This window comes from Lysobacter capsici (assembly GCF_018732085.1).
GTDB lineage: Bacteria > Pseudomonadota > Gammaproteobacteria > Xanthomonadales > Xanthomonadaceae > Lysobacter > Lysobacter capsici_A.
In genome coordinates this window covers 794,469-817,425 of sequence record NZ_CP076103.1, presented here as the reverse complement: position 1 = coordinate 817,425, position 22,957 = coordinate 794,469, and the positions used below count along the sequence as shown (strand labels likewise).

The 22,957-nt window shown below is 63.7% G+C and carries 10 protein-coding genes; all 10 read right to left on the bottom strand.

Going from position 1 to position 22,957, the window contains the following annotated elements; translation table 11 throughout:
- Nucleotides 1-52: 52 nt before the first annotated feature.
- On the bottom strand, nucleotides 53-673 hold the full coding sequence (locus KME82_RS03255; RefSeq protein WP_215497259.1) for a TetR/AcrR family transcriptional regulator: 621 nt from the start codon (nucleotides 671-673) through the stop codon (nucleotides 53-55).
- The gene (locus KME82_RS03250; protein ID WP_215497258.1) at nucleotides 670-2,109 is read right to left on the bottom strand and encodes an efflux transporter outer membrane subunit; all 1,440 of its coding nucleotides are present in this window, start codon (nucleotides 2,107-2,109) and stop codon (nucleotides 670-672) included. Before KME82_RS03250 ends, KME82_RS03255 begins: the two co-directional genes overlap by 4 nt.
- Entirely contained in the window at nucleotides 2,102-5,296 is a 3,195-nt protein-coding gene (locus KME82_RS03245) for an efflux RND transporter permease subunit (protein WP_215497257.1), read from the bottom strand. Before KME82_RS03245 ends, KME82_RS03250 begins: the two co-directional genes overlap by 8 nt.
- 12 nt (nucleotides 5,297-5,308) lie before the next feature.
- Nucleotides 5,309-6,505, bottom strand: coding sequence for an efflux RND transporter periplasmic adaptor subunit (locus tag KME82_RS03240; protein WP_215497256.1), 1,197 nt, complete (start codon nucleotides 6,503-6,505; stop codon nucleotides 5,309-5,311).
- Nucleotides 6,506-8,124: 1,619 nt separating this feature from the next.
- Nucleotides 8,125-8,568 carry a hypothetical protein gene (locus KME82_RS03235; protein ID WP_215497255.1) on the bottom strand — a complete coding sequence of 148 codons (444 nt, stop codon included), beginning with the start codon at nucleotides 8,566-8,568 and terminating at the stop codon, nucleotides 8,125-8,127.
- Between the two features lie 12 nt (nucleotides 8,569-8,580).
- Nucleotides 8,581-13,047: an RHS repeat-associated core domain-containing protein gene (locus KME82_RS03230; RefSeq protein WP_252255608.1), complete on the bottom strand. Its 4,467-nt coding sequence runs from the start codon at nucleotides 13,045-13,047 to the stop codon at nucleotides 8,581-8,583.
- Between the two features lie 286 nt (nucleotides 13,048-13,333).
- Nucleotides 13,334-14,344: a hypothetical protein gene (locus KME82_RS03225; RefSeq protein WP_215497254.1), complete on the bottom strand. Its 1,011-nt coding sequence runs from the start codon at nucleotides 14,342-14,344 to the stop codon at nucleotides 13,334-13,336.
- Between the two features lie 746 nt (nucleotides 14,345-15,090).
- On the bottom strand, nucleotides 15,091-15,771 hold the full coding sequence (locus KME82_RS03220) for a DsbA family oxidoreductase (RefSeq protein ID WP_215497253.1): 681 nt from the start codon (nucleotides 15,769-15,771) through the stop codon (nucleotides 15,091-15,093).
- Between the two features lie 132 nt (nucleotides 15,772-15,903).
- Nucleotides 15,904-21,411: an AAA domain-containing protein gene (locus tag KME82_RS03215; RefSeq protein WP_215497252.1), complete on the bottom strand. Its 5,508-nt coding sequence runs from the start codon at nucleotides 21,409-21,411 to the stop codon at nucleotides 15,904-15,906.
- Entirely contained in the window at nucleotides 21,408-22,640 is a 1,233-nt protein-coding gene (locus KME82_RS03210; protein WP_215497251.1) for a M48 family metalloprotease, read from the bottom strand. The genes KME82_RS03215 and KME82_RS03210 overlap by 4 nt, the downstream gene beginning before the upstream one ends.
- Nucleotides 22,641-22,957 lie beyond the last annotated feature (317 nt).

Below are 22,957 nucleotides of genomic sequence, written 5' to 3'. Positions count from 1 at the left end.
TTCCCGATTCCCGATTCCCGATTCCCGATTCCCGATTCCCGATTCCCGAACCTCAAGCCTGCGCCGACAACAAACTCGGCAGAAACCGCTCCAGCGCTGTCTTCACCTGCGCCACGCTCAAGTCCGGCTGCGAGATCGCGCGCATCGCCAGACCTTCGATTAGGCACTGCAGCATCAACACGCGGGTGTCGACTTCCTGCTTCGGCACGCCCAGGCCACCGTCCTTGGAACTGCGCTCGAACCAGGCGGCCAGATCGGCGCGGAACACCTTGTCGGACGCGTGCGTGGCCGCGGCGATTTCAGGATCGCGCGTGGCCTCGGCGGTCAGTTCCAGGAACAGCGCCGCGCTGGTGATGTTGGGATCGTTCGCCTGCCACTGCTGAAACACTTCGGCGATGCCCGCGACCAGATCGCTGGTCGCGTGCAGCTTGGCCACATCGGCCCGGGCCTCTTCGAGCTGGCGCTCGATGATGGCCAGGATGATGTCGTTCTTGCCCTTGAAATAGCGGTAGATCAGGCCGGCGCTCATGCCGGCCGTATCGGCGATGTTGGCCATGCTCGCGGCATGGAAGCCATGCACGACGAAGCATTTCTGCGCCGCGACCAGGATGCGCTCGCGCTGAGCCTGCGCGCGCGCCTCGGCCTTGGCGGTGGGCTTGCCCGCGGTGCTCATTGGCTGCGCTCGTTCCAGCCACCTCCAAGGACTTTGTAGAGCGTCACGCGATTGGTCTGCTCGCTCAGGCGCGTGGTCACCAGGCCTTGCTGCGCGCCGTACAGCGTGCGCTGCGCATCGAGCTGGTTGAGATAGCTGTCGCGACCGGCCTTGTAGCGCGCGGTCGAAAGCTGATCGGCGCGCGAGGCCGCTTCGACCAGCGCTTCCTGCGCCTGTCGCTGCTCGGCCAGGGTCTTGGTCAGCGCCAAGGCATCGGCGACATCGCGGAAACCCGACTGGATCGCCTTCTCGTACTGCGCCAACGCGATCTGCTGGTCGGCCTTGGCCGAAGCCAGGCCCGCGCGCAACTTGCCGCCCTGGAAGATCGGAATATTGATCACCGGGTTGACCGACCAGGCGCGCGTGTTCGAATCGAACAGGCCCGACAGTTCGGTGCTGGCGCTGCCGAACAGGCCGGTCAGGCTGATCGACGGGAAGAACGCGGCGCGCGCGGCGCCGATGTTGGCGTTGGCCGCGAGCAGGTTGTGCTCGGCCTGCAGCACGTCGGGACGACGCAGCAGCACTTCCGACGGCAGACCGGACGGCAACGCGCCGACGCCGCTGACTTCATCGGTCAGACGTTGCGGCAGCAGCGCCGGATCGACCGGTTCGCCGACCAGCAGATTGAGCGCGTTGAGGTCCTGCGCCACCTGTCCGGCGTAACGCGCTGCATCGGCGCGCGCCTGCTCGACCTGAGTCCGCGCCTGGCTCACTTCCAGGCCCGACACCGCGCCCAGTTCGCGACGCTTTTCGGTCAGGTCGTAGGCCGACTGCTGATTCTTCAAGGTCGCTTCCGACACCGACAGCAGTTCGCGATCGGCGGCCAGGGTGAGGTAGGCGTTGGCGACCTCGCCGATCAGGCTCAGCTGAGCGCTGCGACGCGCTTCTTCTTCGGCGAAATAACGCTGCAACGCCGACTGGCTCAGGCTGCGCACGCGGCCGAACAGATCCAGCTCGAAGTTGGTGATGCCCAGACCGGCGGTATAGGCATCGGTGACCGGCTGATTGTCACCACCGCTGCGCTGCAACTGGCCGATCGCGCTGACGCCGGGAACGCGGTCCGCGCGCTGGATACGGTATTGCGCGCGCGCCTTCTCGACGTTGAGCACGGCCACGCGCAGATCGCGGTTGTTCTCCAGCGCGCGGCCGATCAGCGTTTCCAGGTTCTGGTCGGCGAAGAAATCGCGCCAGCCGATGTCGGCCACGGTGCCGGCCGCGGCCGGCTGCGAGCCGTCCGCCGCCGGCGTGGCGCCGGTGAATGCCTGGGTGGTCGGCGGCAACGGCCACTCGCCCGGAATCGCCGCGTCCGCGGCCGGCACCTTCGGCGCCAGGCTCAGGCAACCGGTGGTCGCCAGCGTGATCGCCAGCGCCAGGGCGTGGATCGAAAACTTACTCATGGCTCTGCGCTCCTGCCGAACCCTGCTGCGAGGGCGCGTGCTTTTTCCTGACGAACACTTTCTCCACGACCACGAAGAACAGCGGGACGAAGAAGATACCCAGGAACGTACCCACGACCATGCCGCCGAGCACGCCGGTACCGATCGCGCGCTGCGCGCCGGAACCCGCGCCGGAGGCCAGGGCCAGCGGCAACACGCCCAGGCCGAAGGCCAGCGAGGTCATGATGATCGGACGCAGGCGGTCGCGAACCGCGGCCAGCGTGCCCGAGATCAGGTCCATGCCCTTCTCCAGATTCTCCTTGGCGAACTCCACGATCAAGATCGCGTTTTTACTCGACAGACCCACGGTGGTGAGCATCGCCACCTGGAAGTACACATCGCGCTCCATGCCGCGCATCCACGTCGCCAGCACCGTGCCGAGGATGCCCATCGGCGCGATCAGCAGCACCGAGGTCGGGATCGCCCAGCTTTCGTACATCGCCGCCAGACACAGGAACACGATCAGCAGCGATAGCGTGTACAGCAGCGGCGTCTGCGCGCCGGCCTGGCGTTCCTGGTACGAAAGACCCGTCCATTCCAGGCCGATGCCCGGCGGCAACTGCGCCACCAGCTTCTCGACTTCGGCCATCGCCTGGCCCGAGCTCACGCCCGGCTTGGCTTCGCCGTTGATTTCCAGCGCCGAGACGCCGTTGTAACGCTCAAGACGCGGCGAACCGAATTCCCAACGGGTGGTGGCGAACGCCGAGAACGGCACCATCTCGCCCTTGTCGTTGCGCACGTACCAGCGATTGAAATCGGTCGGCGCCATGCGGAACGGCGCGTCGGCCTGGATGTAGACGCGCTTGACCCGGCCGCGATCGACGAAGTCGTCGATGTACTGGCCGCCCCAGGCCGCCTGCAGGGTCGAGTTGATGTCGGCGATGCTCAGGCCCAATGCCGAGGCCTTTTGATTGTCGACGTCGACGCGGAACTGCGGCGTGTCTTCCATGCCGTTGGGACGCACGTTCTGCATCAGCTCGTTCTTGCCGGCCATGCCGAGGAATTGGTTGCGCGCGGCGACCAACGCATCGTGACCGAGCCCGGCGTTGTCCTTGAGATAGAACACGAAGCCGTTGGAGTTGCCCAGTTCGAACACCGCCGGCGGCGCCAGCGCGAACACGAACGCATCCTTGATCTGCATGAAGCTGCCCATCGCCCGGCCGACGACGCCGTTGACGCTGTTGTCGGGCATCGGCGTCTTGCCGAAGCTGGTGATCCAGCGCCAGCGATCGCCCCAGGTGGTGGCGCGCTCTTCCCACGGCTTGAGCTGCGAGAACGCCATACCCGCGTTCTGGCCGTTACCGGCGAAGCTGAAGCCCTGCACGGTGAACAGCGAATCCACCGCCTTGTCGGCGAGGAACTGGTCTTCGACCTTCTTGAGCACTTCGCCGGTGCGTTCCTGGGTCGCGCCGACCGGAGCCTGCACGATGGTGAACAGGAAGCCTTGATCCTCCTGCGGCAGGAACGAGGACGGCAGACGCAGGAACAACACCGCCATCAACGCCGCCATCGCCGCGAACACGATCATGAAGCGACCGGCGCGGGTCACGATGCCGCGCACCACGCCCTGGTACTTCACGTTGCCGCGGTCGAACTTGTCGTTGAACCAGCCGAAGAAGCCCTTGTCGGACGCGTGATGGCCCTTCTCGATCGGCTTGAGCATGGTCGCGCACAGCGCCGGGGTCAGCACGATCGCGACCAGCACCGACAGCGCCATGGCCGAGACGATGGTGACCGAGAACTGGCGATAGATCACGCCGGTCGCGCCGCCGAGGAAGGCCATCGGCACGAACACCGCCGACAGCACCAGGCCGATGCCGACCAGCGCGCCGGTGATCTGGTCCATCGACTTGCGCGTGGCCTCGACCGGCGACAGCCCTTCTTCGCTCATCACGCGTTCGACGTTTTCGACCACGACGATGGCGTCGTCGACCAGCAGGCCGATCGCCAGCACCACCGCGAACATGGTCAGCATGTTGACCGAGTAGCCGAACAGCGCGAGCAGGCCGAACGTGCCCAGCAACACCACCGGCACCGCGATCGTCGGGATCAAGGTGGCGCGGAAGTTCTGCAGGAACAGGTACATCACCAGGAACACCAGCACGATCGCTTCGAGCAGGGTCTTGATCACTTCCTCGATCGCCACGCGCACGAACGGCGTGGTGTCGAACGGCGTCACCGCCTTGAGGCCCTTCGGGAACGAAGGCTTGAGCTGCTCGAGTTCGGCCTGCACCGCCTGCGCGGTGGCCAGCGCGTTGGCGCCGGTCGCCAGCGAGATCGCGATACCGGTCGCGGGTTTGCCGTTGAAGCGGGCGATGGTGGTGTAGTCCTCCTGGCCCAGTTCCACGCGGGCCACGTCGGACAGCTTCAGGATCGCGCCGCTGGAATTGGCGCGCACGACGATGTTCTTGAACTGGTCGGCGGTCTGCAGGCGATCCTGCGCGGTGATGGTCGCGTTGAGCTGCTGGCCCTTCACCGACGGGGTGCCGCCGAGCTGGCCGACCGCGACCTGCGCGTTCTGCGCGCGCAGCGCGTTGATGATGTCGGTCGGGGTCAGCTTGTAGGTGTTGAGCTTGTCCGGGTCGAGCCAGATGCGCATCGCGTACTTGGTGCCGAACAGCTGGGTGCTGCCGACGCCGTCGACGCGGGCGAGCGGATCGACCAGGTTCGCGGCGACATAGTCGGCGATATCGGCGCCGGTCATGCTGCCGTCCTCGGACACGAAGCCGATGACCTGCAGGAACGCCGAGTTGGCTTTCGACACGCTCACGCCCTGCTGCTGCACGATCTGCGGCAGCAACGGGGTGGCCAGTTGCAGTTTGTTCTGCACCTGGACCTGGGCGATGTCGGGGTCGGTACCGCTTTCAAACGTCAGGGTGACGCCGGACTGACCGTCGGACGAACTGGTCGCCGACATGTACAGCAGGCCGTCGATGCCCTTCATGTTCTGCTCGATGATCTGGGTCACCGAGTTTTCGACGGCTTTCGCGGAAGCGCCGGGGTAGGACGCGTTCACCGATACGGTCGGCGGCGCGATGGTCGGGTACTGCGAGATCGGCAGCTGGGTGATCGCAATGGCGCCACCAAGCATGATGATGATCGCCAGGACCCAGGCAAAGATCGGGCGATCGATAAAGAACCGTGCCATGAATTTCTCCGATTACTGCTTCGGCGCGGCGGCGGGGGCCGCGGCCGGCTTGGCCGGCGCTGCGCCCTTCTCGGTCGCGTCGACCGGCATGCCGGGGCCGATCTTCTGCAGGCCCTCGACGATCACCTTGTCGCCGGCCTTCAGACCGCCCTCGACCAGCCACTTGTCGCCGATCGCCTGACTGACCTGCACTTCGCGCGGCTCGACTTCGCTCTTGGCGTTGACGACCATCGCGGTCGCCGCGCCCTTGGGATCGCGCGAAATGCCCTGCTGCGGCACCAGCAGCGCGTTCTGACGCACGCCGGTACCGACCAGCGCGCGCACGTACATGCCGGGCATCAGGATGTTGTCGGGGTTCGGCACGACCACGCGCAGCAGGAAGCTGCCGGTGCCTTCGTCGACGGTGACTTCGGAGAACGCGAGCTTGCCTTCGAGCGGGTACTTGCTGCCGTCTTCGAGCAGGATCGTCACCGGCGTGACCGCTTCGGTCAGGGTGCCGGCGGCGATCTGCTTGCGCAGCGCGAGCAACTCGGCGCTGGACTGGCTGATGTCGACATGCACCGGATCGAGCTGCTGCACCACCGCCAGCGCATCGGCCTGATTGGCCGTGACCAAGGCGCCCTGCGTCACCGCCGACTTACCGATGCGGCCACTGATCGGCGAAGTGATGCGCGCACGGCCGAGAATCACGCTCGCGCTCTGCACCGCGGCGCGGCCCGAAGACACATCGGCTTGGCTTTGCTTGAGCGTGGCGACCGCGGTTTCGTCGTCCTGCTTGCTGACCGCGTCGATCTTGACCAGGTCGCTGGAACGCCGCGCGTTCAAGCGCGCCGAGTTCAACGAGGCTTCGCCGCGCGCCAGGGTCGCCTTGGCGGTTTCCAGATCGGCGGCATAGGTCTTGTCGTCGAGCTGATACAGCGGCTGCCCGGCCTTGACCAGACCGCCCTCGGTGAACAGGCGTTTCTCGACGATGCCGTTGACCTGCGGCCGGACCTCGGCGATCAGCGACGCGCTGGTGCGCCCCGGCAACTCGCGGGTCAGGGTGACGGTCTCGGGCTTGAGGGTCACCACGGTGACCTGGCCCTTCTGACCGCCGGGGCCGCCCGGCCCGCCTTGTTGATCGCCGCCCTTGCCGCAGGCCGCGAGGGCGAGGGTCAGGACAGCCACGGAGACAGCAGCGGGCACGCCGGAAAAAGCGTTACGGGACATAGACTTGCGCGACGGCATGGGGGAGCCTCAGGTCGTTGTTGCGGTCAGACAGACCGCGGCCACATCGTAGAATGAACGATCATTCTCTTTTTTTGGATGGGCGAGGTCAAGCGGCCTGAGCGGTTGCCCGGGTGGGGTTTGGTGGCTTGTGCTTGATTGTGTTGGGGTTTTTGCTGCGGGGCAGCATTGAGTGGGCTGATTGGGTAAAGCTTGGGCTGCGCGGACTTGCCGCAGGCAGCTACGGGCAAGGTGCCCGGGTATAGCGCTCGGGCGTCCTCTCCCCAAGGGTGCTCACGGACCCGTAGACCCCCACCCCACCCGTCTACCTGATTCGTGCATTCCGTGGTCGGCGCTGCCGACTTCTCACGCTTGACGCGTTTGATCGCCGCTACGAATCCGACGGCAATTAATACGCACACTGCCGCCTGGATCCCGCTGCCCGACAAAGCCCAAAACACAGCAGGAAGACACCGGCCGAGGGGAAACAGGCATTTTCGACACTTCGTTGAAACGCGCCCACGCCGTGATAGCCGATTCCATGATCCGATCAGTATCTCGCAGCAAATCCGACCAGCGCGATCCCGACCAACTGACTCAATACAACCATCGCTAACGAATTTTTCGAACTAATGCAGCTACCGCCAACCCAGCCAGTATTGAAGCAAGAAATGTAACGACAGAAATCGTCGCAATCATTTCAAAATCCATTCTATGCAGCGCGCGCATTACTAAACCTTGAAATGTAAGCACCAGCCATGTCAATCCGGCAGCCAGCGCTGCCCGGAAAAAATACCCTTGCTTACACCGCTCGCGGTCTATAAATCCATTCCCTAGAAGCGAACAGGGATCAGCGTGGAGTTTCCGGAAAGTCACTCGCCCCTATTGGAACCCTATTCGCATAATCGGATGCTGATGCGTAACCTTATAGCCACCCGTTCTCGCTCAGCTCATCAGCGCCTGCATTTCAATAATTTTCAACGAAATCTTGCGGTGAATCCGGCGTTATTACAATGGATCAAAAAAAACCACATATAAATTTATCAAGACAACGCCCAGAGAAAACCTATTCTTAAGTAGAAGAGGCCATCATCCTGCTGCTGAAAGGTCCTACAAACGGATAACCCTTACCCCAACTATGTTCTTGTATGGAACTGCAATCAATTTCAGGATGCCGAACGAGTTTACTATTAACCCAAAATCGGTCAGCTCATACCTATACGCACGCACACGAAAAAATATAAGCACAACAGAAAGAAGCAAAACAACAACGATGACAATAAAAATGTCCAATTCTCAATCCAACATCTTCGGCCGAAGTGAAGCGGAGGCGACGTTACCAACTAAGAGCGGCCAGGGTGGACTTTCCCTAAAGTGCACTCTGACCCCTGCTCACCCGCTCTGACCCCTGCTCACCCGGAAGTTAGCGCACCGGATGCATCTCGGGTTTTGCCTCCGTGTGACCTGACTTATGCGACCAAAGCCTCCCTGCATCTTGACGGCACAAGCTAATAGGGCATGACGGCGAACGGCTAACCACCCAGGCGCAATCGTTCTTTACACCCCACTCTTCAGCGAAGAGGCTCGTTAGCCCGCAAAGCATTTTCTCTACCGCTCGGCCGTCATTCTGGCGGGAAGACAAGTTCAAACACTCCATTGGCGTTTAAAACAAAATTATTTAATCCCGCCCCCAACGATGATAGTTGTGCGTACTCTGATTTTACTGTTACGGCTAACGAACACTTTAAACCTCGACGAGAATCCTCATGAGGCACAGCTAAAATAATCCCAAGTTCCACACCACCCTGCGCACCAAAAGGCGTAACGAACAGCCTGACATGCTCTTGGTCAATATGTCGCCCCAAGTCATCCCAGTACCCCCCCACAAGCAATGGCGGTGATTCCAAGCTCAAAGGAAATCTAGAAACATCCTTCACAAAAGCAAGTATCTGATCTCTCGAAAACCAAGCTGCACTTACGCCCTTAAAGTCAGCATTCTCAAAGAAGACATGCAACTCGACACCTGAGTCATCGCCAAACGCCTCAAACCTCAACTTAGAATTCATATACGGGGCCAATCATGGAGCCAAACCCGAAGCGCCATAAACGAACTTGAGCTCAACATTAGAACCCCTCAAGTTAGAAAAATAATGAATGGTAAGCCTTCTGCCATTAGGACATACATGAGTGTGCTCCATTTTCATCCAAGGCCCAACACCATAGTGTGCAACGAGGCGAGGCTCATCTCCCATGGTTCCCATTTTTACTCGTCCCGCTCCCGCTTTTGCTTCTGCCAAGGCCATTTGCTCACAGAAGTCGCGCGCCTGAACATCAGCTATTGCCGGTTTACAAATTTTCTCACTGCCCTCGCTCGCTCCAGCGGTACCATCATATTCATTTCCGCTTTCATTAGCCGCCCAAAGCAATCCACCCGCTATGGCCGCACCTGCTCCATACGCGACCCACTTCGGCCATGCCAAGTCTGTTGGCTCTGGCACGGCAGTATCTAACGCTATCCACGAAAGAACACCTCTGGCAACGCCAACCCCAACACCATTGAGACCCCTTGGATCAATTACATCCATCGGCCTGGCTCTTACATAGGCGTATGTGTTAATACCTCCAGACAAGCCAATGGGGTCACTCTGCACATATCGTCCTGCGCCTGCTTCGTAATCCCGGAAGTAGTTGTAACTCAACCCACTTATCGAATCGAACCGCTGCCCCGGAAACCGCATATCAAACACGAACGCGGTCCCATCCAGATCCGGATCCTGATTCGGCGCACTGTTGCCGAACGCCTCACCCTTCAAGTCCCAGCTCCACACCGCGACATTACGCACCGGATCGATCACCACGCGCGGCGTGCCCAGATGATCGGGTTCGACGTAATGCAGCTTCTGCTGCGCGCCGCCACCAGCCAACACGCCCACCGGCAGATCGTACATCCAGATCGCCTGCTGGATCGTCGCGCCGTTGCTGTCGTATTCGCCCAGCCAATGGCCCGATTCGTCGTAGACCATGTAACGGTTGTCGGCGTCGGTGTATTTGCGAACCTGCTCGCCCAGGCCGTTGTACAGATACGTCATCTTCAACACGCCGCTCTGCTTGAGCTGGCTCATGCGGCCAGCGTCGTTGTAGACGAAGCTGTTGGCGTCGATATCGGTGGTATTGCCGCTCGGGTCGTAGCCGCGCAGGCCGCTGTTGCCGACCTGAGCCAGACGATGACTGGTGGCCGGATACACATAGGTCTGCGTGCCACTGGCCTGAGTCAGGCTCAGCCGATTGCCGGTGGCGTCGTAGCTGTAGGTCTCGATCGGCGTGTTGCTGGGGCCGTCGCGCAGATGGGTCAGGCGGTCGAGGCCGTCGTAGTCGTACTTCAACAACGAAGTGCTGCTGCCCGCCGGCGTGAGCTGGTTGAGATTGCCGGCCAAGTCGAAGCCGAAACCCACCGACAGACCACCCAACGACGGATCAGTGACGGCCGTGGTGCGGTAATCCAGATCGACAGGGCGCGCCAAGGTGCGACCGTTGCCGTAGGTCCAGCTCGCGACTGGCCCGAACGCGTGATACGCAGCCTGACTTAGCAATGTGTCGAAACCCGCGCCCGCAACAGCCCGTTTGGCATCGACTTGACTAACGCGCCCTCGCACGTCGCGCTGATAGCTCACTAGCGCACCGTCTGGATAGGTCACGCCGCTCAACTGCCCCGCCAAGGTGTACGCATAGCGCACCGCGAACACCTTGCCGTTGGTGGTCTGCACCTTGCGCACCATGCGGCCAAAGCGGTCGTAGCAGTATTGGGTGCTGCCACTCGCATCGGTGATCAGGGACAAGCGGCCCTTGGCGAAGGTCTCGCCCGTCGCGCAAACGGTGGGCACGAAGTCGTACTCGTAGCCGACATTGAGACTGGTGGTCGGATAAGCGACCGCCGTCGGTCGGTTCAGCGCATCGTAGCCATACGTCCGCGTGATGTTGCGCGCGTCGGTTTCTGTTTTGCGATTTCCGGCGCTGTCGTAGGTATACGTCGACACTCCAGTGTCGGGACTGGTCAGCTGCACCTGATCGCCGAAGCCGTTGTAGGTATACGTGGTATCGAGATTCTTCGGATCGGTGACCTTGGTCACGCGATCCACGACGTCGTACTTGAACTCGGTCTTCGCATTGATGCCACCAACATCCTGCAGCGACCTGGCCAGCCGGTTCAACGGGTCGTAATCATTGTCGGTCTTGCGACCCAGGGCATCGGTGGTGACTTCATCGTTACCGTTGGCGTCGTAGGTGAAGCCGGTAGGATGGTCGTAGGCGGTTTTCGAAGTTGCCAGTTGACCTAATTGATCGTACACACGCGACAACGTGCGCTTCAGGCTTCCATCGTCTTTTAACGTATCTTCCTTGATCCGATTGCCCGCATTGTCCAGCGTCAGCTGAATGCTGTTCCCCGCATTGTCGTAGACACGGGTGAGTCTATGCCCGGCATCGTAGCCATACCGAATGAACGAGCCATCAGCCTGGGTGACTTTCTTGACCAAGCCGGTGGGCTCGTATTCGATTTTTGCAATGACATCGTCGGTTTCTACGCTGTCATCGGGCCCGCGAACCTTGCTGGAGATCACCCAGCCACGGGCGTTGTATTCGAAATCCGAAACAACACCATTGACGCTGGCCAATGAATGAACCCGACCTGCCGCGTCGTATCGCAGAACCTCATTCGATTGATTCAAGGCATTGGTGATCCTGCGAAGATCGCCCTTGCGGTAATCGCAAGCCGCGGAACTCGTGGCGCAGCCAGGCGCGTCGACGGTGTAGTAGTCGTACCGGGTTACGTCGGCCACATCGGTTCTGGGTCCATTCTGAGACCGAATCAAACCGACGAAAGGACAAGCGCCCGCGTCTACATCGGACTGCTCGCAGTACGTCGTCTCGGATGTGCGCACGGCGCCCGAAGAGGGGTCGACCTGATCGACAGCGATCTGCTGTCCGCGAGCGTTGTATCTCCAGGCCGTTTTCTTTAGGAGGATGCCGCTCGCGTCGTAAACCCGCCGCTCGGCCGGGACGGCGAAGACGGCATCCCAGTCCGTCTGGGTGGTTCGCTTGCTTCCGGTGGTGTCATTTGCGGCGTCTACCTTTTGCTGCAGCAAACCGCGCGCGTTGTAGTCATAGTCAGTCCTCACGCCGCGCGGATCGGTTTTCAGATCCAGGTAACCGTTCGCGTCATAGGTGTAACTGGTCGTGCGCGTAGCGCAGCCGGAGCATTGCTCCTGGACCGATGAGGCCTTCTTGACGCCCAAGGCGGTGGTGAAGGAACGCACCTGGACGCTGCCATTGGGCGTGGTGACTGTCGCCGAACCACTTGCATCGTACACAGATGAGAACTTCTCGACTCCGCCTGCGTGCTCGGTGGACTTGGCTTTTCCGTCCGATCCATAGGTAAAGATAGCGTAGCGCTGGCCATCCTCGCGCGTGATCCCGGTAAGCGCGTTAGGGAGATTGTTGCCCGCCGTGTAAGCAGACTCGTTGTAGTGATAACGACGTTGCGTGCCGCCAGGGTAAGTTACGGTTTCAAGGCGATTCTGTGCGTCATAAGCGTAGAGATACTCACCGCCCACCGGATCCAGCATCTTGCTGATGCGCAAGCTGCTGTCGTACTGGAGCGTCAAAGCGCGTCCATCCTGAGACTCGACCCGAGTCACCAGATAGTCGCTGGGCGTATTGGTAACGACCATGCCCCCGTTGTAGGTAAAGGCCAGGGACGTACCGTCGGTTCTCGCAATGGTGCTGAGCCGGCCCAGCTTGTCGTACTGTTCGACCTCGCGCCCGTCGCGTGGCGTATACGTCCAGCCCGACAGTTGACCCGAGGTGTCGGTATTAATCACCAGCTTCGCGAAGACGTCCGCGTCGGCGTGCCATTGGCCGGCAACGTAGTTGAAGATGACGCTGGTGCCTTCCGGTCGTGACAGCGTTACGGCCTGCGGCCCAAGGGAGTCGCTTAGATGTTGCAAGCGATAGCTGTAGGTGTGCCTCCAGTTCCGGCCGAACTGCTCCGACGGAGTCGACTCATGGCTGTTGTAGTGCCGCGAGAACGAAAGCCAGGGCCCGGCCTGCAGATCGTCTTCTTTTTGGTATTTGTTGCCGATGGCCAAGTTGATCGGGTTGCCACAGTGGGTGCTTGGCGCCGTACAACTCGGCGGACCCAGATTCTTCTCCGGCGCATAGTCATATTTGGTGCCGCGTACCGTGCCTTTTCCGCCGCAAGTGCCATGCAACGTCATTGTCGCAAAACGCCCCGTGAGACGTCCATCCACATGATTTTCCAGGGTGTAACTGCACCCCGGAAACGCCGATGGCCAATCATTTTTATACTCAGCCCACCAAGCCTGCACATCGCTATCCACAGACGGGAAGCGCGGATTGTTCCAATATGCGTAATCGTCGTAATAGGGGGCGCCATAGAAATCGGTGGCGTCCGCGCGCCCCGCCATTGAGACGGCCTGCACCAGAAGCAGAAAACCCGCCATTTCTTTAAATCGAAAATCGAGCCTCATCCCCCACCTCGATAGCGCTTAGAATATTTAACAAAACCCACGCACGACGAAGCGCCGACTACGCTGACGTCGAAGCACAAGCATCAAGCCGCAAGCTACCTTAATAACGTCGCAGACAACAAGACATCAACTCGCGACAAAAGCTAAACATGCACGAGGGCGTCTTGGCATGATCAGTACCGTCACGTGATCCACTAAAGCCACATATTTCGTAGAACCGCACCCACAGCGATCACGAAAAATTACGTCGCACTCTCTAAATATCCAGCGGCACAGTATTGCCAGATCAGCGATATGGAGAGTAGATGTAAATTTGACTTATGGCTTCGGGCACTTTGAAGTAATTCGTCACCACCCCCACCGGATCGGTAGCCAACATCCCCCTACCCGGCCCATCGTTGCTGTCGTCCCACCCCCACGGCGCATTCGCCGCGTTGGTGCCGCAGCTGATCGCGCCGCTGCCGCAGCCGCCGCTGGTGTCGCCGGCGAAGCTGCCGTAGCCGCCGAACAACCAGCTGTTGTTGCGCTGTTCCCACATACCGCCGGGTTCGAAGATGTCGATGAGTTTGTATTTGACGTCGCGGTCGTCGGGGTTCGACGGGACTTCGGCGGTGGTCAGCGAGGGGTAATAGATCACGCCGTCGCCGTTGATGTTGTAGGCCGGCCAGGCCTTGAGGCCGTGGCCTTTGGCTTCCTGCGCGGTGACCGGATGCGGTGCGCCTTGGTAGGTCAGGAACGACAGCGAGCCGTCGACGCTTTCGGCGTTGCCGGTCCAGTTGCTGCCGGCGGGGACGTAGGAGAAGAAGTCGGTGTGGGCGACGGTGACCGCGGCTTTCAAGGTGCCGTAGGTCGAGCCGTCGCGGGCGATCGCGAACAACACGCCTTCGGCGTCGTTCTCGTGTTCGGTGTCGAAGAACGAATCGGTCCAGTCGCGCGGGTGGAAGAACAGGTAGGTGATGAACCAGTGGGTGCTGGTCTCTACGACCGAATAGTACGCGTGCGCGGCGAGTGGATAGGCCGATTGGCCGGCGCGGTCCCAGTTGTTGCGTGCGTCGAGGTCGCCGTCGAAGTCGTAGCGGGTGATGTAGTCGGCACCGCCGCCGAGCGCGTGGCTGCCGGTCTGATCGACGTCCTGGTAATGCACCGGCGCCCAGCGCAAGGCGAGCGCGGCGCGGTCGGCCGCCGATTGCGCGGACAATCCGGCGGCGAAGCTGTTGGATGCGAACAGTGCCGTGGCGAGCCCGCTGATTGCGAGACAGGCGCGCAGTGCACGCGTGGCGCTAACGAAACCGATCATCGAACACTCCTTGCGTTGCGGAAGATCGAAGGATGCGAACCGCTTCGTGGCAACCGTATTGCAGGGGCGTTGACGCCAAGGCGCGAGCGCGCACAGATTCGCCAAGCCGCCGCAGCGGGTTTCGGGAATGAGAGCGGGGTCACCCGAGAATGGAGCGGTGGCGCGACGGTGGAAGTCGGCGGGATCGCGGCGACGTCGGGCGGTGCGAATCGGTCGCGCCATGCGTGGTTGCAGTCGACTCGTTCGTCGATGGCGTAACGCGATCGTGCTGGATACGGCGCAGCGACTAACTCAGGTAGTGCCGCGGTTTAAAAAATAGGCTGGCTGGCGATGCGCGTGGCTGGCAAAGAGGGGGTACGACCGAGATCGGTCGCGCCGCGGATAGTACGGGGCGCGGATGTCGTCAACAAGGCGACGGGGGCGTTCGAACACACGCGGCACAGTGGGTTGTGCGGCGATGGGGTTTCGGGGCTGAAGCTCCATCCCGCAAAGACTTCGAGGTTGCGCAGTTATCCGTGTGGGATGTCGCTCGGAGTGAGGCTCTTTTTGCTGTCATCTCCGCGAAGGCGGGGATCCAGGGCTCTACCGAAGCATGGCTCTGAAGTCTCTGGATCCCCGCCTTCGCGGGGATGACGAGCAAGAGCGAATTCCGCAAAGCCGGGCGCAAGTCACGAATACGATTCTCGATTCTCGATTCTCGACTCTCGATTCTCGACGTTATCGCGCCGTCGATCCCACCCAAGCAATCACCCGGCCGTCTTCGCGACCCCGGCAATCTGCCGTATCGCCGCTTCGAACTGCTCCGCCGGTTGGCCGCCCTGGATCAGGTGACGGTCGTTGATGATCACCGACGGTACCGCGCGGATGCCTTGGCTCTGATAGAAACGCTCCTGCTCGCGCACGGCATCGGCGTATTCGTCCGAGGCCAACAGCACGCGCGCGCGATCGGCATCGAGGCCGGTCTCGCCTGCGACTGCGGCGAGTACTTCGTGTTGGGAAATGTCGCGGCCATCGGTGAAGTAGGCCTTGAGCAGCGCGTGCTTGAGCGTGCGTTCCTGCGCCGCGCCTTGCGCCGCGGCCCAATGCAGCAGGCGATGTGCGCCGAAGGTGTTGTAAATGCGATCGCGCGCGTTGAACTGAAATCCGACCGCGGCGCCGCGCTCGCGCAAGGCTTCGCGGTTCTGCGCCAGTTGCTGCGCGCCCAGGCCGTATTTGTGCGCCAGGTGCTCGTCGATGTTCTCGCCTTCCGGCGCCATCTGCGGATTGAGTTCGAACGGCTGGAAATGCAGCTCGACCTCGACCGCGTCGCCAACCTGGGCAATCGCCTGCTCCAGCGAATTCAGGCCGACCGCGCACCAGGGGCAGACCACGTCGGAGACGAAGTCGATCTTGATCCGCGGCGTGGACGAATCGGGGGACTGGCTCATGGATCGGCTCCGCGCGTGGCATTGGGTATGAACCCACACGATGCGGCCGGCCGCTGCCGGCATCAAGCCGGGCGGCGGCGCATCAGCGGATCGGTGCGTTCCATGCATTCACCCCTGCAAACAAGCGGTCGATCAGGCAAGGCTTTCGACATAGCCCTTGCGCAGCTTTTCCTCGACCAGCTTGACGATCTCGCGCTCGGCGCGTTCGGGCGTATCGAACGCCTTGATCAGGGTCTGGCCGCGCGTGCCGACCCGGCCGAACACCACGGTCATTTCGCCGTCGACCCGTCCGATCCGCCAGAACTTGTGCGAACCGCCCTGCTGCAACACGAATTCGCGCAAGGCAAGCGCGGCGGATGCGGGCGCGGGCGCGATCGGCTCAGGTTGCGATGTCGGTTCGGCAATCGTCGCGATCGTCTGCGCCTGTTCGGCGACATCGTCGCCAGCCTCGTCGACGGCCATGGCCGCTTCGATGCGTTCGATCGCCGCTTGCGGATTGCGCAGCCAATCCGCGGCTGGCAGGTCGATGACCCGCCAGCCGAACGCGCGCAGGATGCCGGGGCGAAATACGTAGCGTTCGCGCACGTCCGCCGCGACGGCATCGGGCGGATCGAGCAGGATCGCCAGCGCATAGCCCTCGCCGGCCGGACCGACGATGGCCAGGTCGCAGCGAAACTGCGAGCGGCCGACATGCTCGTGAACGGTATGGCCGCGCTCGCGCAGCGCCTTGGCCAGGCTCGTGCGCGCCGCATCGGCGCGCGCCACGCTGGAGAACGCGCGTTCGGCGCCGGGATTCAAGGCGCCGAGCACGCTCTGCGAACGCTCGGTCTCGCCGCGCGCGCTCGCCTCGGCGAACGCGAGAAAGGCGCGCAACGCGGCCGCGCCGTCGTTATGGGTGTTGGTGATCTGCTCGGCACGGATCGTGGTCACCACCGCCATGCGATGACGCGCGCGGCTGAAGATCACGTTGAGACGTTTCTCGCCGCCGCGCTGGTTGATCGGGCCGAAGTTCATCAGCATGCGGCCATCGGCACCTGGCGCGTAGCAGATGCTGAGCAGGATGATGTCGCGTTCGTCACCCTGCACGTTCTCCAGGTTTTTGACGAACAGGCCGTTGAACTGGTCTTCGTCTTCGCGCAGGTATTCGCGCTCCAGGCGCGCGGCGAAGTCGGCGTCCTGCGCGGCCAGCGCTTCCAGAGCCGATTCGATCTCGCCCTGCTGCGCTTCGGAGAACGCTACCACGCCCAGGCTCAGGCCGCTGTCGCGGCGCAGCAGTTCGCGCACCAGCCCGGCGATGTAGCGCGCTTCGGCCAGATTGCAGCGGTTCGCGTAGACGCCGTCCTCGATCCGGTGATGGCTCAGCGGCCGGGCGAGCAAGGCGTCGACGCCGGTTACGGCGGCCTGCTCGTCGCCCGCACGCAGGCTCAGCGACTGCTCGCTGCGCGTGTCCAGGCCGCGATCGGGAATGGTGATCAGGCGGCCGTCGTAGAACGCGGCGTTGGAGAAACTGATCAACGCTTCGTGACGGCTGCGGTAATGCCAGGCCAGCAAGGTCGCCGGCAGATTGCGCGCCGCCTGGTTGAGCAGGCTGTCGGCATCGAGATTGATCGCGATGCGTTCGCCGTCTTCCTCGGCGACGATCGCGTTGTCGTCGTCATCGCCGGCCGCGGAGAAGAAGCTGGTTGGCGGCAACTGCATCTCGTCGCCGACCACCACCACCTGCGGCGCGCGGCTCAGCGCCGGCACCGCTTCCTCGGTCGGGATCTGGCTGGCTTCGTCGAAGATCACCACGTCGAACAGGTCCGCGCTCAGCGGCAGGGTGTCAGACACCGACAGCGGGCTCATCAGCCAGATCGGCTTGAGATCGTTGACCACCAGGCCGGTGTCGCCGCCGGCCAGTTCGCGGATCGAGCGATAGCGCATGCTCTTGCCGAATTCGTGCTCGAGTTCGCGCCGGCCGGTGGCGTAGCGCTTCTTGAACAGCTTGCCGTCGGCGTCGAGCTGACTGGCCGACAACGAGGACTGGCGCACGCGTTCGAGGAACTGGCGATGCAGGGTCGCGCGCACCACGCCGGCATTGCGCTGCAACAGCTCGCGTTCGGCGAGCGCGGCGCGGTGCGCGGCGTCGGCCAGGGCGCGCGCATCGAAGCGGGCGAGTTCGGGTTGTTCTCGATGCAGCCGCGCCAGCGACTCGTCGAGGATCACGCCATCCAGTTGCGCCGGCGCGAGGTCGAGTTGCTGCAGGGCGCGCGCATACACCGAGCCGGCGGCGTGCATCGCGCGCAGCGGCGGCAGCGCGTCGGGCAGGTCGTCGAGGCCTTCGCGCAGGTCGCGGGTCCATTCGGCGAACTCGCCCAGGCTCAGCGTGTCCGGCAGGTCCAGCGAGGCTTGGGCGATCTCCTGCAGACGCACCGCAGGCCCGGCGAAACCGGCTTCGCGTTGCGCATAGGCCGCCGGGTCGGGCGTGGCCAGCAGATGTTCGTGCAGGCTACGCAGGATCGGCGAAGTCGGCAGCGCGTTGCGCCACAGCTGCAAGGTCTGCACGAACGAAGTCAGTGCCGGCGTGTCGAGGCGCGCGCGCAGCCGCTCTTCGAACGCCACGCATTCATTGGCCGCGTGTTGATGCGCGGCCTGCGCTTCCAGCACCTGGACCAGACTCGGCCGCACCGCGTGCTGAGCGAAGTCGTAGCTGCGCGCCATGGTGCCACGCAACCGCCACCACGATGGCTTGAGCCAACGCAGCGGCGATCGCTCCTGGCTGCGCGCGATCGCCAACGCCGCTTGCGTATCCTGTTCGGAGAACGACACCTTCCAATGCACGGTGTGCTTGCCGGCTTCGGCGCGGCGGCGTTCGAGCTGTTCGAAGGCCTCGCTGTCCTGGCGCAGTTGGGTGCTCGCGGCCGATGCCGGATCGAGCAAATCCGGATGCGCCGCCAGACGCGTGTCGTCGATCTTGCGCGCCATCGCGGTCAGCGTGGCCGCATCGGCGAGTGTTGTCTGCGGCGTCAGCAGGCTGCGTTCGTCGTCGAAGGCCGCATCGAGCCGGTCGACCTGTGCGTCGCAATCGGCCAGCACCGCCTCGGTGTCGGCATAGGCACGCTCGCCGGCAAGCAGCCGCGCCGACAGGCGCGCGAACGGATGCGCGGCGAGCCGGTCGCTACCGTAGCGTTCGCGCAACAGGGTCTGCAGACCTTCGCGCGCACTGCGCTCGCGTTCCCACAGCGCGTAATCGGGCAGTTGTTCGCGTTCGCGCGCGCCCAATTCGACCGGCGCCGGCAATTCCACCGCGCGCCGCAGCAATGCGCGCACGCTGGCGCCCAGTCGCTCCGGAATCGCGGCCATGCCGTGTTCGTAGCGTTCGATCTGGCGCAGTTGCGCGGCCAGCGCCTCGTGGACCGCCGCGCGCGCCTGGGTCAGCGACTCGTGCTGATGCGCCTGGGCGATCCAGCGCTCGTAGCAATCGCGCAGATCGTGGACGAAGGCTTTCTTGTCGGTCTGCGAGTCGTGGATCAGGCAGCACAGTTCGTCCAGGCCGGCCTGCTTGAGGCGATGGAACACCACGTCGAGCGCGGCGCGCTTCTCGCACACGAACAGCACGCGCTGGCCGCGGCCGGCGTAATCGGCGATCAGGTTGGTGATGGTCTGCGATTTGCCGGTGCCGGGCGGGCCCTGGATGATGAAACTGCGGCCGCCGCGGGCCAGCGCGACCGCCGCATTCTGGGTGGCGTCGCTGGCGACCACGTTCCATTGCTGGTCCGGCGCGATCGGCGCCGGCGGCGCGATATCGACCTCGCGCGGCTCGATCGAGAAGATCCGATCGAAGCCGCCGCGCGCGGCGTCGACCGAAGTCGGATCGTCCTCGATCAATTGCGCGTAATCGCGCACCAGCGACATTTTCTTGTAGTTGAAATTGGCCAGGGTGACCTGGGTCAGATCGAAGTCCCAGGCGTAGGCGTGCCCGGTATCGTCCTGCAGCGCGTAGGTGGTGTGCTCGATCTCGTCGCTGCTCGCGCTCATGCGCTGCGGCTGCGGAATCGGCGCCGCGCCGACCGCGGCGCGCAACGGCAGCGGGCTGGGCTGCACGCGCTGGCGGAACAAGGCCAGGCCGAGCGGGCGGTAATCCTCGCGTTCGTAACTGAAATCCGGGCGCTGCGCATCGGGCTTGATGCGTCCGCCGCTGCGGCGCTGGTACTGCTGCAGGCGCTGCACCGCCTTGCGCCGGATCAGTTCGATCGCCGGCTTGCTCTGCAGGCGCAGTTCGACCCCGGGCTCGGACGCGCGGATCTGCGCGGCGAGGTCGGCGTGGATGGATTCGATCGAGACCTTCTGCAGGTCGACGGTTTCCGGCAACTGGATGTCGTAGAGCTGGCGCAGGTAATGGCGCAGGGCCGGATTGAATTCGGCCTCACCGTCCTCGCACTGGATCACGTACTGGTCGCGCACGCCCTTCTTGCGTACCAGTTCGACCGGCAGCCACAGCAGCGGCGAAACGAAGCGCTGCTCGGGGTCTTCCTTGAGGTTGTGCCAGCGCAGGAAGGCGACGACCAGGCGCAGATGGCTGAAGCCGAACTCGGCGCGGTCGCGGCGGGTTTCCTGGGCGATGCGGTCCAGCGCCGCCGGCAGATACGGCTGATCGTCGAAACGCAGCCAGCGATGCAGGCTCACCGGGTTGCCCGCGATCACCTCGTCGGCGAACTCGCCGCTCCAGGTGCATAGCTGCTCGGGTCGGATGCTGCCCAGTTGCAGCACGATCGGCACGCTGGCGATGGTGAGGTTGACGCTGGCCTGGGTCGCGCGGAATTGCAGCAGGCGATTGCGCCGCGACAGATCGAACAGGCGATCGCGCAAGTGCGACAGCACCGCGATGCGGCGTGGGCTGTGGCCTTTCGCATCCGACAGCACCCGCTCGACATCCAGGCCCATCGGCTGGTCGCGGTACGTCTCCAGGCGCTGTACCAGTTCGGCCAGATCGGTCGCGCGTTCGTGCCGGTTCAGCGCGGTCATCTCGACGATGATCGCGGCCAGCACCGGATTCAGGCGCGGATTGATCCGGAACAGGTTCTGCCGTTGCGCGGCGAACAGGTCCAGATCGTCGGTGTCGTCGAAATCCAGCCCGCAGGCGAGGCTGGCAAGCACTTGCCCGAGTTGGAAGATGTCGCCGATTTCGTCGTGATGGCCGAGCGCGAGTTCCCAGCAGCGATAACCCGGCAGGTACACCGGGCGTTCGATCGCTTGCGCGAGATCGTGCTGGGTGTGCAGGTTTTCCAGGCTGCTGCCGTGGGCGGCGTCCTGGGTGACGCGCAGTTCGCCGACGATGTTGAGGGTCGATCCCGGCGGCGGTTGGACCTTGCGCAAGCGTTCGATATCGAGCGTCGGCAGGCGGCCTTCGGGCGCGCGCAGGCCCAGGCCGGTGTCGGCGGCATACACGATGTCGTCGGCGTTGAGCGCGGCGACCCGGCCGTGCGCATGCAGTTGCGCGACCGCGCGCAGCAGCGGCAAGGCCAGGAACAGCACGTCGTCGGTGGCCAGGCCGGCGCCGCGCTGGGCCGCGATCACCGCGCGCAACGTGTCGCCGTCGACGCGGGCCGGATCGATCGGAGCGGGCGCCGCGCCGTCAGGCGGCGCAGTCGGCGAGTTCATGCCGCGCTCTCCTGGTCGAGCCGGCGCACCAGCTTGTCGAGTTCGCGCTTGCCCAGGCCAGCGTCGCGCTTGAGCGCGGTCAGGAACTCGGCGCGGCCGCCGATGCGCGCGGCCAGGCGCGCGGTGTCGAGCAATGCCGCCTCACGCTGATCGGCGTCGATCAGGGCGAAGTCGAGCATCACGCTGCGCAGGTAGCCGTACACGCTGTCGTCGATGCGATCGGGCGCGAGCGCTTCGTCATCGGCGGCGGGTTCCTGATCGCTCCAGTCGGGAAAGTAGCTGCGCGCCTGTTGCTGCGCGGCTTCGCAGTTCAACGCCGGCATCGCCAGCAAGCGGGCGATGAAGCGGCGGGTCAACGCGCGCAGTTCGACCTGATCGAGCAGGTCGAGCCGGTCGAACGACAACGGCCCCTGCAAACGCCGGCGCAGCCAGTTGTCGGTGTTGGCCGCGCCGCGCCACCAGCGATCGACCGCCTGCGCGCGCAGATACGCTTCCGGGTGGGTTTCGCCGCGGCTGTGGCGCGGATCGTCGCGTTCGACTTCCTCGGCCTGGCCCAGGTACGCGGTCGGATCGACATTGCCCAGGCCGGTATGCACCTTGACCAAAATCGCCACCGCCGGCAGCGCTGCCTGCGCCGCGACCGCGGCGCCGCGGTCGGCGAAGATCTCGGTGTGCAGGCTGTAGCGGCGCGCGCTTTCGGCCTGGCTGCTCGCGGCCTGCGGATCGGCCATGCAGTGGTCGAGGATGCGCTGGGCGGTGTGGTAATCGCCGCCGTCGAGCGTCCACAGCTTGTAATGCGCGAGCTCGTGACCGAGCAGCGCGCTCAGTTCGATCTCGTCCAGGCGTTCGAGCACCGCGCCGGCCAGGACCACGTGCGCTTCGCCGGGCAGGAACCACAGGCTCGCGCCCATCGCGCCGTCGCCGGCCTGGTACAGGGTCACGCTGGCTTCGATGCCCAGGCGCGCGATCACCTCGCCGCACAGCGCATGCACCCGCGGATGCGAGCCGGCGGTCAGTCGATAGGTCTTGCGCAGCAGTTCGGTGCGCAGTTCCTGGGCGTGCCGGGTCTGCACGCTCAGCGACGAGGCCCAGGCCCAGACCTCGGGTTCGGCGCGCTTGAAATGCGCGACCAGGGCCTGGTGATACGGCAACGGCGCCAGCGCATGCGGCGCGGCCGCTGCGTCGGCGGCCGCGCCGATGTCGTCGTCCTCGGGCTGTACTGCATCCATCGCGTTCGTGTTCTCCGGGCCGGGCGCCGCCGGCCGCATCGAGCGGTCGCGGGCCGGCGTGGTTTGACCAAGCCGTCACGATACAGGGCGGCGCTGGCCGGCCGTCGGTCGCAGGCCCCGACGGGCCGCCGCGACGGTCCCGTTCGGGGCCGGGCGGGCTTCGAAAAACCCCGCCAAGAGTGGTGACTAGATCACAAAAATCGGCGCAGAATAACCGTGGCGGCCGGCAATGGGGCGACCGCCGATCATCGAACGGGCCGCCCGCGAGCGGGTGCGCCTTCGCACGGGGGAAATCATGGAAACGATGTATCCGGCCG